We start from the raw sequence: 14,933 nt of genomic DNA, 5'->3' as shown, positions 1-14,933 counted from the left end.
GTCATGGGTGTCCCAACTTGTTCTCCCATCTTGTTCCATCTTGTTTTATGTTGATAAGTTATCAGTGGCTCATTTTAACCGGTTTAGCCGCGTTCCGATTTTCCACAGATATATTTTTAGAAATGCCGCATACAACCATTGTGGCTCCGTTTCCGTAGTCCACACTTTTTTGCAGCGGTAAAAAATTTTAGGTGAATTGCTGGGATCTTTATTAATTTCCTTTAATTCGAGCAGTAATTTGGTTTTGGCGTACTTAGAAAAATCGCTGTTACCATTATTGCGTATGTATTCCTCTATTTTTGATGCGGCGGTGCAAGCAGCGCTGCGTTCAATTTTGTTTTTATCTTGCAAAGGAGGGAAGAGTGCGGTGATTTTTTCAGCGACATCATCCGAGGCATCATTATGTGATTCGACCTTATACAGTTCCCACGTAATGCCCGCTGCTATCTCCAAATATTTTTTCATGCCGTCACTCATATTGTTCCCAACCTTCCAGTTGGACCCAGGGGAGCATTTATGGATTATCGCAGCATATATCAAGTTCACACCAAAGTTTTTACCTTGAATAGCACCAGATTCACTTGTCATTTTCACGAGCATATCAGAGATTTCAGTTTCGATTTTTGTCACTATCACGTTGTCAGCGTGATTTTGCGATTGCAAGGTTCGGGATCGTTCGTTGATCCAATTGACCAGATCAACCTCGACTTGGTTATTTATTTCTGTATTGTACTGATTATTGTCGTTTTGCTTGATGTTGATTTTCTTTAGCATTTCTTCCTTCACTTGATTGCAAACGTATTTCTGCGATCCTATCAGCGCAGTGGCGGCGACGTCTGTTTGCGTTACATTCCATTCTATACCGTTTATCTCGTCTTGGTCGTTTTCAGTCAAGGTGGTAAGACCTCCTTCGTTTTCGATTTCAAGTTTTATAAAGTTTGGTATCACGTTAATGATCGTTTCAGACAAGGTTATCGATGCAGCCATTTTAACAAGTTTAAGCATCAGTTTTGCTCCTACCAGGGTACGACTATCAGCCCAGAAGCAGATATCTTTTCGCACAAAGCAGTTAAGGTTTTGCAGTGCTTCGTCCACGCTCATTAAGTTCTTTTGATTATAGAAGCCAGCCATGTATAAGTTCATCATTGGTTTCAGTTCGTGTAGCAATTGGAACTCGTTCGCTATTGTGTTTCCATTTAAAGGAGGCTTGATGATGGTTATTTGGGGTGCCTTTTCTGTCATTCGGCATTCATTGTCGAGAATCCCTTCATCCACCATATTGTCAATGTAAGAGTCTAGAGAGTCCTGTTCTTTTTTGAAGTCATTTTCATTTTTCGTAGTTGACGATTTAGAGTTTTTTCCAATCATTATTTTATCCTCGTTAGCATTTATTTTGTTAGTTTATTGTTTATAGCCTACCTATCTACTCAGAGGTCGTGCAGATATGATTGGGTCTCGTGATTCAAACCATTTATACCAATTTCCCCGTCCAACATCGAACCACATTAACACCCACAATTGACGTATTCACATTCACCCAAGGGTCATTCGAAGCACCTCGCGCGTAATAGCACAAGTCAGCAAGTCAGGACATCCATAACTTGAATCACGAATTATACAAGTTAGGACCCATAACTTGACTCACGAATAAAAACCACCAGACACCCACTCAAAACTACAATCAAGGTGCCCAGCCATTTCCCTTATTCTCATCACCACTTTACCCAACCCCCTAGCCCCACACTCGGCCAAAAACACGCCTTTTTCCGCTTTTTCACTGAATCACTTTTCTGCTTTTTTGCTTTTTTTCTTTCACTAAATATCTACCTTTAGACCTTACTTACCCCCTTACCCAGCAGCTAACCCCTACCCTAAATCCCCCCGCCGCCTACTCCATCGCCTCGCTGACTTCTGATACCCCCTTAACAAACGACTTTTATACCCACAGCCACGTAAACACACCAAAAGATGGTCAATACAGTTATAACGCCAGATACAATATGGCTTAGGGCTTGAGGTTAATCGTGCCATCAGTTTATTTATCGTTGCCGGGCTTACCCGCCGGCCTAAGACTTGTCGGGCAATAATATTGCCCGCTGCCGGGGTTTTCTCCCTTAGGTAACCGTTAAAACCAAAACCATGACCCGCTTGCTGCTGCGTAGTATTATCTTGAATCATTAATAGGCCATGGCGACGCCACAACGGATGTCGCGGTGACAGGTTAAGCCGGTCACCGCCTCGTGAATAAATTATGATGGCAGTAAGGGTGTAGTATTTTTTGGGAACTACGTTCACTGAGCATTGTTTGTTCACTCAGCGTGTTGCTCTGCTGGCGCTATTTTATCTATGTTCGCTTTTAGTTTTCCTTGTATTGCCTTTTCTTGCATTAAAGCTGAATGGTATATTCTGCGGCGATTATCTGGTCTTCGCTTGGCTTTTGCCTTGACGTTTGCTTTGACTTTAGACATAACTTTCCTCATTAGCATGTGCTGTTCTCCTGATATATTTGCTGAAAGCATGCTGTTAACTGCTCGGTATTAACTGCTTGATGTTAACTGCTTAGTGTTAAGTCCCAGCTATTAACTAAAATGTCAGCGCCACAGCCTTTTCAATCGCTCTCGCTTGACGTTTAAAAAGTGTTTTACCCTGTTGCTCATTAAGCTGAATATCGGGATACTTTTTACCGTCTGCACACGGGTATGCGCCAATAACCTGCACCGTGATTGATTCGTTAACGCTTTGACCTAGGCTTTGCGCAAACAACACCACTTTGCTATTGGCTAAGTCGCCTTTGAAGCAGGTATAGGCATGTCCTAGCGGCGGTTGATGTTCTATCGCTGGTACGCCAATGCGTACTTGCCTGCCAGGATGTTGAAAGAGTGATTGTTGTTTTTGTGCAAGCTCACGCAAGCCAGTGGCCAGTGAATGTTTTAAACAAGGTTTCATCGCTTGCTGGTGACTTAATAAGTTGTATTCATTCACTGGTGGGCAAAGCGATTGAATGGCTGGCAGTAAATCAGCGTCATCTAAAGCATATACCTGCCAGTTTGTTTTTAACCAAGCAAGAATACGTACTCGAGCTGTTGCTTCATCTAGCGCAGTAATAGTAACTCTGGTATTTTCTTCTACTTTTCCTCCTGAGTTTGCTCCTGCTTTTTCTTCTACAACTTCTCCTGCCTCTTTTCCTGTAATGCCCTCAAAATGACCTTCGTCAGAATATTCCTGAAAAAGCTCATTTTGGGGCATAAACCAACCCGCTGGTGCTGCTGCTAATTGTGGAACTAACTGATGAACCATTGGCTGAGTAAGCTGCTGAGATAGCGCTTGGGTTAGCTGATGTAGACCCGCCACTTTATCAGACGGAATTAGCGAATATTGTTCTGGGGCTAAAGCCAGCAGGGCTGGCAATGGCGCGGCATTATCTTCTTTAGGTATTAGCAGAGCCACAACTAAAAAAAAGCTAATACATATAATGCTGGTACTTTTAACGGTTAACTGGTTTTTCAATGAGCGGTACATACTCGTTTGTCCTTAATGAAAAGAGCAAACTATAACCAGCCCCTTGTTCATGCACTCGGGGAAAACAGTGAAAAAGTCGGCCTTGTGCCGCTTATTGTTTATTGATAGTGCTTATTGACAGCATTAGTTGAAAACATTAATTGAAAGCGCTATAGCGCCAGTGTAAAAGATATAATGGCTTTACTGCTTGTGCTATCTGTGACGTTATCTGTGACGCCCTCACCTGAACCGATACTCACACCTTCATTAATGCCTTCATTTGTAGCAAAATTCACCTTTACCCTTGCGCTTGCAGATACGCTATTTATGGCATGGCAATCATCGTTATGAATAGTGTTGTTCACCTGAATAAAACCCAATTTTGTTAGTAATTTTTGTGAACAGATATTATCGGCATAGACATTTGCCAGAACAGAATCAATTCCCTGAGAAGTAAGACTGTTCAGTAATAACCCTAGCGCTTGCCAAGCATGACCTTGCCCTTGATAAACATGACCCAGCCAATAACTGATAGTCGCCTGGCGGTGTGAATTCACCCGGTTTTCTGAGCTCAACTGGCTTGGTGAACTTAGCTGGCTTTCTAACTGATGTTCTAGCTGATGTTCTAACTGATAGCCTAGGCTGCCGATCAAAATAGGGTTTGAGCCAGCGCAGTGATAAAAAATACCAAAACGTTTGTTATGACTCGAGCCCTCACCGTGTACAAAGGCAATGGCCTGCGCAAGATTGCTAACAGGCTCAATTGCCAATGATGAACATATCTGTGTTGTCAGTAAATGGAGTAAATAGGGTGCATGCTGCGCAGTTAACGGTTGTAAACTAATGACTGAACTCTTTTCTTGTGCATTTTGCTTAGCAATATTTCGTTTAATATTACCTTGTTTAATAACAATCTGTTTAATAACATTTTTCTTGAAAGCAGTGTGCTTTAAGCTTAATGGCCCAAACCTTGGTAACGGCATGGATGTTATGGGATTAGTTACCGGACTAGTGATAGGCATAAGATTTTGCTTATATTTTACAGAGCAATAAAGGGATAGCGAGATAGGTAAAAATCCCTCCTGCTCAAAGTTGAAGAAGAGCAGGACGGCCATAAGGCATTAGCGTGAGCCTTACAAAAGTAACCAAAAGCTGCTGAGCCGATAAAGTAGGGTAAATAGTTGGTAAAAGCTAAATCATCGCATCTAGCCAGAGTTTGAATAACGGATTTTTTAAGTATAAAACGATCAAAATTAAGCAGACGATAAATATCCAATCTAATAAGCGCATACATTTTCCTTTTTGTTAATATTCAGTGTGTTATGTCGAGTTGTTTTATTATGTTGAGCTAGGCTGGGTTTAAGCAGCTCCCCCCTAGGTATTTAACTTATCTGTTCTTAGCGCTAAACCAGATTCGCTATGCATTGGCGATAAACTAAAGTCGCCAAGCTACAGTCGCCAAATAGCGGCATCACCCAACGACTGGCTCGTATCAAAGTCAAATACTTGTTGATGTTTTAGCTGACATGCCAGCCAATTTGCATGATATTCAGCGGCCTTATTCAACTTAAAAAAATCACTTTGTTTAAAGCCAGTCAAAGATTTTATCTGTCGAGATTGAGCTGTTTTTGCCGCCAACATGGCTTGCTCCAGTAAGTGATTTTTCCGGTACCTAAGTCCCTGTTGCCAATTATCAGCAACTAGCGGTAACCCTTGTTGCTGGCAGGCCAGTAGCCTAGGTAAGTGAGTTAACCAGTGAATTTCCTGTTCAAATGGCTCCCCGGTAAAGTCAAACAACTGACTTAAGTGTTCGTCTATACTAGCGGTGTGCTCAGAGCTCAATTTGGCAAACCAGTGCCTTTTATTCTTTAATGGCGTAGCACGTAAGAAACACTCAATGGCATACAAGGTCCAATAAAAGGCATCTTTTAGCTGCTTAGCTTTATCACCGTTTTTTAAATTATGTCGCCAGGTTTGTTGATAGACAAATAACCGACAGCCCAGTAGTTGTAGCTCCATGTCTTTAACTTCAGAGCGATAACGAGATTTATAAATAATATCGTTGAGCATCTCCCGAGAAAAATCACTATTGGCTACACAGGCAAGTAACGGCTCATAATTACTATTACAGTTGCTATTACTATTGCTATGCACGGCTTGCTGGCTACTGCCGTTAAAAAACACCTTATCAATATCTATGACATCAACGTCTGTTTCTTCAATGCCTGCCTCATCAATGCCTTCATGACCTGCTAACTGACTCGACTTTTTGCTCTGAATAGTTTTGCCGCCACAAGCGCTATGTTCAGCAATGTAGTCACTTGCTTGGTACCTAGTTTGCTCGCCCCGTAATGAGGCCTGATGTTTACCGGCCAACTTTTGACTAAAACTTTGTTTAAAGTTACCTCCGCGTTGCCAATCAATATCAGTTAACGGATTATAATGTTGACTGGTAATACAGCTATCGAGTGGCTGACTAGCAGCTAACTTAGCCAAGGGATTTTGCTGTTGTCGCCAGTTATCATTTATACGACTACCCGATGCATTGGTGGTGAAACCCTTTTTATGCCGATAGTGTTGTGCTTCAAACTTTGGCTTAATTTCATCGGTAACTGCACTGTCTGTAGTATTATCTGCTGCATTAGCTACTGCATTAGCTACGGCGCCACTTACCGAGCTACTTCCCACACTACTTACCACACTATTGACTTCGCCAGCATGATTTACCGCTACTGTTTGTATTGATAAAGCAGGAAAACATCGAAAGGCCAGTTCAGCGTTAAGCGTGCCAAAACCAGACTCTTCTTGATGGATTTTCTGCTCATCTTGCGGGTAAAGCCAGATGTTATCTAAGTAGCTATTTACTGTTGATAATTCATCTTCAACACCATCACCAGCTTTAGCATTGACTCCGGTTATACAAGGAGAAAATTTCTCTCTTTGATTTTCTCCTTGGCTTTCGCCCTGATAATGCCAAGGCAGTACCATAGATAAGCCGGCGCCTAACTCATCCATGGTTTGACAACAGTAAGCTAGTTGCTGTGCTTTGTCTGACTCCATGCCAGCCCACCGCGCCGCTAAATAGGTCGCGTAATAATGAAAATACCTATCCATTTAGCCATCCTTTTTTTGTTGTATCCTGGCTCTGTTCTCATTCACAGTTAACTCGCTTGTGGCGCCGCCAGCGTTTTAATATCACCGTTGAGACGTTTTACCATTTCAACAAACCTGTCGATTGCTTGTTTGGCTGCACCTTCATCAACTACCGATTCGGCCACATAAGGGTCGAGGTCAGTGCGAATATGACCACCTATCAAATTATCTTTTTTACGTTGAACAACGATGGCGTTAATGCTTTGACAAAAAGCAAAGGCTTCGGTTTTACAATAAATTCGGTGCTGCATTGATACTTGTGCACCTGTTTTATAGCGGGGAGCAGCATAAGAAACCATATAGGGCTGAACGCTAGGATCGTCGCCAACAATATCGGCACAGGAAAACAGCACAAAATCTGTCGACTTATGTAATTCCATCACCTCGTTACACATAGGTAAGTCACCCTCTACCCCAAGGTTATAGTCACAAAACAGCACATCAATACCTTTGATCAAGCCAGCCACCATATTAGTAAATGCACTTTGCACTTCACTGGGTATTTCATCGGTATCAGGTAGCAAGGTAAATGCTTCCGAACTGACAGTAAATTCCTTGTTCCAATGCGCGAGGAGTTCAGGATTATTACTACCATCTCGGTCTTTATATGCCACTTTATAGCCATTATCGAAACACTCTTCGACTTCAGGTTGATCGGTTAAGAATGCAAACTTACGCCCGTCAGCCGCTTCACATGAGCGAAATAGGATTTTTTTCATTTAGTTAAACTCCATTGTTGCTGTTTTTAGAATGAATGCTTGATAGCTATACCAGTTCCATTAATTATGGTGAGCTATCTTAAACGTAGAAAAAATTACAAAATACAAGGCGTTTACTTTTATAACTAGTTGTTCTAATTATTAAATAAATAACGAAGTAGTTTGTGATTTTAGTAAGTAGAAGTGATCACATAGTTAGTGGAATTGGTATTATCTTACTGATAATGAGAAAGTTAAACTTGGCGAAACCTCGGCCTTATACAGGTAAAACAACGCTCACTTTATAATATATACCCAAGCGACCTCAATATGCAGGATTCAGCTGGAATTAGAAACGTCTTTAGGCAAGGCATTGATTGAAGAGAATAATTATTCTATTGTCGAAACCAATAACGATGGATAAAGCGTTTCTAAGCCAGCCATTCTGGGACGTCTGAGAAAATCATGTTCATCGTTGATTAATTAATTAAGGGAACAACCATTAATGAAATACACGCCTTGATCATGAATCGCTCAGACGTCCTGAAACGAGCATATTGAAGTAGCTTGGGTATAGGTAGCAATACTCATGAGCTCTGCAGAGCGGCACTACTGACAAATTCACCAAAGGGAATATCCGCCTTTACCTGCCACTCTTTAAGACCCTGGGCTAGCTTATTTTCAAGTCCGATAAGTAATGATTTTTTCGCCCTATCATCGGCTTGAAAGACAAGTAAATGCACTAGTTCATCTGTTGCAACATTGAGATTAGGCAAGATTGCTGGCTTTTTTATATCTGAACTAAATGAAGAACTAAATGAAGAACTAAGACGAGCAATAAAGTCAGCTTTACTGACCACAACAGGTTTGTCTTTACCATTAGATAAACACACCTGTGTCGCGCCTATTTCTACATAACAACTTAGCTTGGCAAGGGTAATTTTATATATACGATTAACGGGCGCCTGATTAAGATATTCGGCTAAATTATCTAAGGTCACGCTAGTTTTATGCACCAAAATAAGCCAAGGGTGTAAGCAATCTAACCAATTTAATTTAGGGGTTAATTGTTTAACCTTACAGGCTTCCTTCAGGAAACTGTCGGTAGCTAAGTCGTTCAGTGACTGTTTAGGTAATGAAATATACACTCGAGCAATGGCCGATAATTCAGCACTGGCGACCAATTCGGCCATGGACGATACCGATGTTAAACTCATAATGAACTCAGCTAGTGTCAACTTGTGTTTATTGGCTAGGTTCAGTACATCTAAATGAAAGAAGCTATGCTCTACTGAGCGAGTAGTTGCTTGCTGATCATGCCTATTGTCCTTAATAACTCGAGGATAATGACCGCCATAACGAATTTTTCGGCCGCTATGTCCGGGGAGTCCTAACCACGGAAAAGCACGAGGCATTACTGATGATATTACTGATGGCATTAAACGAGCTAACAGTAAGTTACTTTGAGTACCTGCTTGTGTGCGCCACTGCAACCAGTTTTGCTGTTTTGTTAAGCTTATATCAAGACTTAATTCAGGGCTTTCATCGGTATGATTTAATAAGGCATGTTCACTGCCGGGCTTAACCTGACACAATATTCGCGGCTTGGCTTTGGTCGTTATTGCCACAGTTGATTCAGCTTGTTCTAGCTTAGCAAAATCAGCTCTAGCTACTTCTTGCCTATCTCGCTTTATTTTTTTTAGCTCTGACTTGTCTAGCTCAGCCTTACTTAGTTCAAGCCCATGTTGTTCAGACTCATTTAGCATAAACTGACTAGAATTAAACGGAGTAAACCTATCTGTTTTACTAATATCATTATCATCTGTAGTTAGTTGTTGTTCAGACTCATCCTGCGCTACTAGGCTAGCTTCGTTTTGCTTATTTGAGTTTGGCTCATGCAGCAGGTTGGGAATACTATTCAGCATAAGAGGTAACTGACTAACCAAATAAGCATAGGGGTCTTTACCTTTTTCAAAGTAAGCCAAAGGTTCATCATCAACTTCTAAGTCAGACGCTAATAGGTCCGTTTGCTGAGTCTGCAGTAAATCATCAATAACACCTTGTGTTATATGCTGTTCTTCCTTTGATTCAATTGGTGATTCTATTGGCGCTTTTATTTGCACTTTGACTGAGGCTTTACTGATAAAATCACAAGATCGAAATACACGCCTGCGTCGGTAGCGGATACGCTTTATATATTTAGCCATAAGTTCTGACATTTAAGGAGACAATAGCAGCAGATTAGCAAGTTAATTTAAATAAAACCCGGTGTAAGCTACTTAAATATATGACTAAGTTATTATTAGGTTATGTTTTAGATATGCTTTTAATTTGATTACTTATGCCGAGTTATAACTAGGTTAAGTTTGATTAGATTATGTTGATGCAAAAACGTTATTTCACCTTTAGGTTAAATAACGTTACCTGTGCAATTAAATAGCCGCAGCCACCGCCTTAGTGAGTACATCCATAGCACCATTAACGGCCTTTTGTACTGCCGCTTTACTCGCTATTTCTAAGGCAATCATTTCAGCTTCTACAATCAACTGTTCTCGTGCCAGCTCATTTGCAAAATCTTCATCATTAATTTCACTATCTACCCTAGCTTGGGCTAGTTCAGCAAGAGACTGTTTATTGTTATTTAATACCTTAGAGATACCTGAGCCAATTGCAGCTCCACCTTCTTCAAGGCTTTGCCCAGCAACTTGCGCCATATCACTAAATGTTTGACCGATATCTATACTCATTTTATACTTCCTTATTCACGGATTTAAGTAGTTACGAATGTTTTTATATTAAGCTCGGATCACGAATCCAGGCGTTTTTCTTTTGCTTCTTCACCTTTTATCATTGCCAGAAACAAGCGTTTGTACTGACTGCGATAGCGCTTAAGCATAAAATCAGAGAAGCTATTTTGACGTTCATGACGTTTTCGGTCTTGAGCCCACAAGCCAATAGCAATACCAAGCTGCTCGATGGTTAGCTCATTCATTATCCTACTTTCCTGACGCATTTTTAGCGCATTGAGTTTTACTTCCACCGATAGATATTTGGGCGCATTTGATTTGTAATCCCTGCGGTCTGGAGGCATATACAGCAGCTGGGTAAATAAGTGATCAACCTCTTGCGCTAACTCTTCCATCTGTTGCAATGACACTTCATCTCGCTCGGCCAGCAGTTGTAAGGAACAACCATAAAACATGCTAGTAAAAAATAGCACCAGCAATAAACCACCAAATTTTTTATTCATAGCGTTCATATTATTCATAGAGATCACCTATCCTTCGTTGTTATTAGTAATTGAAATTCTGCCAAATGTTTATGTAATTCAAGCTTACTAAGCTCTGGCTCGATAATTAACTTCTGTTGTAATACATTGAGTTCACTACTTAATTCAGTCATCCACTGAAGTTTTTCCTGTTGAAACTGATTTTGCAGTGATTGTTTTAATATTTCAGGGTCTGCTGCTACAGGTGGAGAAATAAAGGAGGAAACCGTTTCAACAATGCGGTCTAAAATGGTGTAGACCAAGTGGGCGGAGAAGCCCCCCACTAGAGCCATGGTAATGCGCAATGCGGCATGACTGACTCCTGAAGCTGCAGAGCCGCTTGCATTGCCTGCCGCCTCTGCCACAGCATCGAGGTTAACGGGTATTAGTTGAGTTAAAATAATACCCGCGATCAGACCAACAACAAAACGTACCCAATAAGAGCTTTCATATTTAGGGTCGTAGGAGCCAGCGGTCACATAGGTATTAGCTTTAAATAATGCCGAAAAAGAAGCACCAATTGCAGCAGCAGCCAATAAAATGGTTTGCACATAGAGTAGCCGAGTACCCTCCATATCAAACATACTAGTAACCATATTTTCATTATTAATATACTGCGATAAACTCAAGCTAATCAGGGCAATTAAAGAAATAATGGCCACCAGCATCATTTTACGAATAAGTGGCACTCGCCCTAAAAACAAAAAAATAGAGCCTTTTTCAGTCTCATCGTCCATGAGCAATATAGTTTCTGGTTTAGCTGGAGCGACAAGCTCAGCCAGATTGTTATGAGCAAAAGTGAGCTTTTCAGCCTTAAGCTCATGGTCGATATTTTGTTTTTGCTGCTGCAAGGTTTTGATTACTTTAATAGGTACATTTACTCCCTTGGCAAACGCATGTTTTACCATGACCTCACACTCTCGCTCGATGCGTAGCCAAATATCCTCTTTATCATTTTTTTGTTCGATATCTACTGCTTTTTTTTCTGTCACTGCAACTCTCTCATCCGCTCTTTAGTTAACTTTATTAAAAGCGCTACGCAGATAAAAAACTCGGGGGAACTTGGGGGATTTTATTTATTATGATTGGCCGATTTACCCGTGTTTAGTTATATATACCCGTCACAATTCAAGATGCATGTTTCAGAATGCTTGAGTAATTTTAATTCAAAGCACTGTGATGAAAGAATGGTAACGGGTATACACAGCGATATAACTGTCATTAATTAATAGGGAGTAAGTGATGAGTGAAGAAAAAATATCCCCAACAAGTAAGAAGGCATTAGCTTCACTTGATGCCGCGTTGAAGGTACTTAACAAACATGGAAAAAAAGCTAAACTAACAGCCAAACAATTTAGTTTGCAAGCTCAGGTAAAAATAAAGATAAAAGGCGTTAAAAAAGGCTTCGTCAGCCCAGACAAGCTACTTGAGGCTTTAAATAACTTGAATGCCGAGCTAAAAACCACCTTTAAGCTTTAGCTTGTCCTTGGGCACTTTTACTCTCGCCAGGCTTGTCTATTGCCTGCTTGAGACTATCGATAATTTTATCCATCAAAGAAAACAGCACATCAACGTTATAACCCATTAAAAATGCCAGCGCCATCGGTGATAATGATGCCAATGCAGTTGCCTCTTCTGGCTTTAAAAACCAGCCAATAATCATCCCGCCTAAGGCACCTAAAGTTAGTCTTAATCGATAGCGGATTTCACTGCTAAAGGTGTAAGTAATAGATTTTATTTCTTTTAATAAACTACGTAAGACAAAGATAAAGGCCCCTAACAAGCCATACATAAGCGGTAATATATAGCCTTGTAAAACCTTTAACACCGAGTTTGCAGATAAGACATTTTCAAAAAACACCATACGGGCTTGATGCAAGCTTCGGTTTAGCTCTAAGTTATCCAGTTGACTTTGATTGACCACCCGATCCCGGTATATGGCTTTTTTCTGCATTTCATATTTAGTTTGAAAATACGTGGGCATGCTGCCGCTAAAAGTACCACCAAATGACCATAACTTATTCCAATGCATTAACAGCTTATAGTTAGCATCAAGCTGTTGATTTAGCCTGGCAAGTTGTATTGACAAAGGTGCGCCTTCTTCTTTTGGAATGACTTCTTTATCGAGCTGAATTTGTATTTTTTCTCTTTGTTCAAAAATACTATGGAGATTACTACTGAGCTCTTTACCAAACAGATAATAAATTTGCGTTGTTAACAATAATAACAATGCCAATAGGGTATAGCGGCGGTACCAGGAAACCGCATACGCCGCTTTGGTTGGTTTGCTGCTTTTACCTGTTAACACTGGTATTACAGCATTCACACTCTCAATAGTCACTGGATACACTATTTTGGCCAACTTATCATAATTAAGCAAAAATACAGTTTCGACTTCAGCGCTCCATTCGTCTCTAAGCAATTTATATTTAGCATCAACTATAATTTGAGTCACATCTGCAGATAATTCTGCACCGCCATTTCTAGCGATATAAGCAATTAACCTTTGCCCGTCACTTATCACCTGCGCTATTTCGGGTGATACTGGGCCTATGCTTTCATTATTTTTTCTACTCACTTATGCCTCCTATCACCCGAAAAAACCGATTTAACACTTAGCTAAATTAGTTACCGGCACTAACCAGTGACTAATTGATTACCATAGCGATACTCAGAAACTACTCTGCCCTTATAGTCGGTTAAAATACCAATATCACCACGGTTGTTCCAGATAGCACTTTTACTATTGAAAGAGAAACCACCTGTACTTTCATCGATATGGTTGGTATAAATTCTGATGCTGCCCCAGGGTTTTAACTGCGAATTTTCTGGGAAAATAAATTGCTGATTCTTACCCGCACTGAGCTGCCAATTTGATAGGTCAACCCAGCTATCACCGGTATTTGATACTTCAATATATTCATCTGCTTCGGTATACTTTTCATTACCGTCAAAACAAATATGACTAATTGAAAGCAAAGAATGTGCTGTATCACCATACCGCCAAGAGGAAATCAGTTCCCCTTTGTGATCATATATAGCGACAAGGTCACCATCTTGATTCCATAAAGGTTTGGAGTTAGCTACCTTTTTCAGCAGTAGATGGTCTGAATAGATACGCGTTTTCGAATAGGGTTTGAGCTGCTCCTCATGAAAGAAATCAGAGTTCTGATTACTCGAGCGAAGCGTCCAGTCAGTAAGCTCTATTATTGAAGGTCCGGTATTATGAATTTCAATATAGTTATTTACTTCTTTATCATCTCGGCTATTGTCAAATTGAACAGCACTAATAATAATTTGCCGTGGCTGTAATAGTTCAAAGCAGCTTTCCCACCAATCCTGAAAAGCGGATCCACTATTACAACTATCTATACGTTTTTGATGCTTAACGCCCGCATATTCATCAACCCCCTTACCTAAGGTAAGCCAAGTTTTCTGTACATCAGTAGAGTTTTGTAATCGCGTTAGTTGCTCTATGATTTCCATCTTCTTTTTATTTTCCATTATTTTGTCCTAATAAATAAGTGATGTTTAAAGGTAATAGTGCTAAAGATGTTTTATCAGATCACATTCAGTACTTCTTTAGCGCGATTTAGAAAGGCGATTCGCTCTTCTAAACCATGATAACCACCATTGATTTTTCGAGTAACTAGTCTGATATCATCTTGATCAGCTGGTCCATTTAGCTTATTTGACTGCCAATACCAACAAGCTGCAGCAACGGCAGTCTCTGCGTCTTTGGCCAACAATTCGGGCTCCGCTTCAATATTCAAACCTATATCTGAGCCGCAACGGGTGTAATTATTACGACCAGTAAGCTGGATCAAGCCTCGGCCCCGGTAACGCCAGCCATCACCTGAGTCACTATCGCCATTGCCCATACGGTTTGCGTAGACGATATTGGCAATACTCTCGGGATTGCGGGCATGTTTCTCAGCCATTTCGTCGGAGGGAAAGTATTTACCAAACACTGCTCGCAACGCTTTAGCGCTGTAATTTAAATTTTCTCGGCGATATTTAAAACTGCCACTTTCATGGGCAATTTGGGCGATAAAGTGCGCAACTTGCATATTTGAAATGATTTGGTAGTCACTTAGTTGGTTATTGAGTGCTGTTAAATAGAACTCAATATTTTCAACTTTAGCTGCAGGCATAATAGCTTGTAGCTGCTCTTTGCTTAAAACGATAGTCATACGATGTCCTTTTATATGTTTCTGAGGGGTCATTTAAAAACAATAATAGGATGGCATTGCATGCCAGTGCTTACACGGGGGAAGTTAGGGGGAATTGCTGTAAATCAATGATAAGTAGCTAAA

General features: G+C 40.6%; 15 protein-coding genes. 1 reads left to right on the top strand and 14 read right to left on the bottom strand.

The annotated features are described in order from the left end of the window. Window positions 1-69 precede the first annotated feature (69 nt). The 11 genes from GAB14E_RS02550 to GAB14E_RS02590 all read right to left on the bottom strand — a co-directional run bounded on the left by GAB14E_RS02550 (window position 70) and on the right by GAB14E_RS02590 (window position 11,609). A complete protein-coding gene (locus GAB14E_RS02550; protein ID WP_033084193.1) occupies window positions 70-1,368 on the bottom strand; it encodes a hypothetical protein in 1,299 nt (432 codons plus the stop codon). A 498-nt stretch (window positions 1,369-1,866) separates the two neighbouring features. Beyond that, window positions 1,867-2,178 carry a hypothetical protein gene (locus GAB14E_RS24955; protein WP_156115794.1) on the bottom strand — a complete coding sequence of 104 codons (312 nt, stop codon included), beginning with the start codon at window positions 2,176-2,178 and terminating at the stop codon, window positions 1,867-1,869. A 131-nt stretch (window positions 2,179-2,309) separates the two neighbouring features. After that, window positions 2,310-2,468, bottom strand: a complete 159-nt coding sequence (locus GAB14E_RS24950) for a hypothetical protein (protein ID WP_156115793.1) — start codon at window positions 2,466-2,468, stop codon at window positions 2,310-2,312. 115 nt (window positions 2,469-2,583) lie between these two features. Then, window positions 2,584-3,519, bottom strand: coding sequence for a hypothetical protein (locus GAB14E_RS02555; RefSeq protein ID WP_033084192.1), 936 nt, complete (start codon window positions 3,517-3,519; stop codon window positions 2,584-2,586). A 149-nt stretch (window positions 3,520-3,668) separates the two neighbouring features. After that, window positions 3,669-4,520 (bottom strand): GNAT family N-acetyltransferase, encoded by an 852-nt coding sequence (locus GAB14E_RS02560; RefSeq protein ID WP_033084191.1) that lies wholly within the window; start codon window positions 4,518-4,520, stop codon window positions 3,669-3,671. A 427-nt stretch (window positions 4,521-4,947) separates the two neighbouring features. Beyond that, entirely contained in the window at window positions 4,948-6,612 is a 1,665-nt protein-coding gene (locus GAB14E_RS02565; RefSeq protein ID WP_033084190.1) for a DUF6765 family protein, read from the bottom strand. Window positions 6,613-6,659: 47 nt separating this feature from the next. After that, window positions 6,660-7,370, bottom strand: a complete 711-nt coding sequence (locus GAB14E_RS02570; RefSeq protein WP_033084189.1) for a hypothetical protein — start codon at window positions 7,368-7,370, stop codon at window positions 6,660-6,662. Between the two features lie 566 nt (window positions 7,371-7,936). Next, window positions 7,937-9,556: a hypothetical protein gene (locus tag GAB14E_RS02575; RefSeq protein WP_033084188.1), complete on the bottom strand. Its 1,620-nt coding sequence runs from the start codon at window positions 9,554-9,556 to the stop codon at window positions 7,937-7,939. 225 nt (window positions 9,557-9,781) lie between these two features. Continuing rightward, complete coding sequence (locus GAB14E_RS02580; protein ID WP_033084187.1) at window positions 9,782-10,096, bottom strand: hypothetical protein; 315 nt, start codon at window positions 10,094-10,096, stop codon at window positions 9,782-9,784. A gap of 59 nt (window positions 10,097-10,155) precedes the next feature. Further along, window positions 10,156-10,617, bottom strand: coding sequence for a hypothetical protein (locus tag GAB14E_RS02585; RefSeq protein ID WP_033084186.1), 462 nt, complete (start codon window positions 10,615-10,617; stop codon window positions 10,156-10,158). A 5-nt stretch (window positions 10,618-10,622) separates the two neighbouring features. After that, on the bottom strand, window positions 10,623-11,609 hold the full coding sequence (locus GAB14E_RS02590; RefSeq protein WP_033084185.1) for a hypothetical protein: 987 nt from the start codon (window positions 11,607-11,609) through the stop codon (window positions 10,623-10,625). Window positions 11,610-11,859: 250 nt separating this feature from the next. On the opposite strand from GAB14E_RS02590, the gene GAB14E_RS02595 reads away from it, so the two are divergent. After that, a complete protein-coding gene (locus GAB14E_RS02595) occupies window positions 11,860-12,096 on the top strand; it encodes a hypothetical protein (protein ID WP_033084184.1) in 237 nt (78 codons plus the stop codon). Here GAB14E_RS02595 and GAB14E_RS02600 read toward each other — a convergent pair. Genes GAB14E_RS02600 through GAB14E_RS02605 form a run of 3 tightly spaced genes read right to left on the bottom strand, consistent with a single transcriptional unit; the run spans window position 12,086 to window position 14,810 of the window. Continuing rightward, complete coding sequence (locus tag GAB14E_RS02600; protein WP_052094068.1) at window positions 12,086-13,195, bottom strand: hypothetical protein; 1,110 nt, start codon at window positions 13,193-13,195, stop codon at window positions 12,086-12,088. The two genes, GAB14E_RS02595 and GAB14E_RS02600, sit on opposite strands and share 11 nt — an antisense overlap. A 59-nt stretch (window positions 13,196-13,254) precedes the next feature. After that, the gene (locus GAB14E_RS24295; protein ID WP_052094065.1) at window positions 13,255-14,121 is read right to left on the bottom strand and encodes a lamin tail domain-containing protein; all 867 of its coding nucleotides are present in this window, start codon (window positions 14,119-14,121) and stop codon (window positions 13,255-13,257) included. 56 nt (window positions 14,122-14,177) lie between these two features. Then, entirely contained in the window at window positions 14,178-14,810 is a 633-nt protein-coding gene (locus GAB14E_RS02605) for a glycoside hydrolase family 19 protein (protein WP_033084183.1), read from the bottom strand. Window positions 14,811-14,933: the final 123 nt, after the last annotated feature.

The sequence above is a fragment of the Colwellia psychrerythraea genome, assembly GCF_000764185.1.
Classification (GTDB): domain Bacteria; phylum Pseudomonadota; class Gammaproteobacteria; order Enterobacterales; family Alteromonadaceae; genus Colwellia; species Colwellia psychrerythraea_B.
Note: the sequence above shows the minus strand (reverse complement) of the source record. Positions and strands in the feature narration are given on the sequence as shown.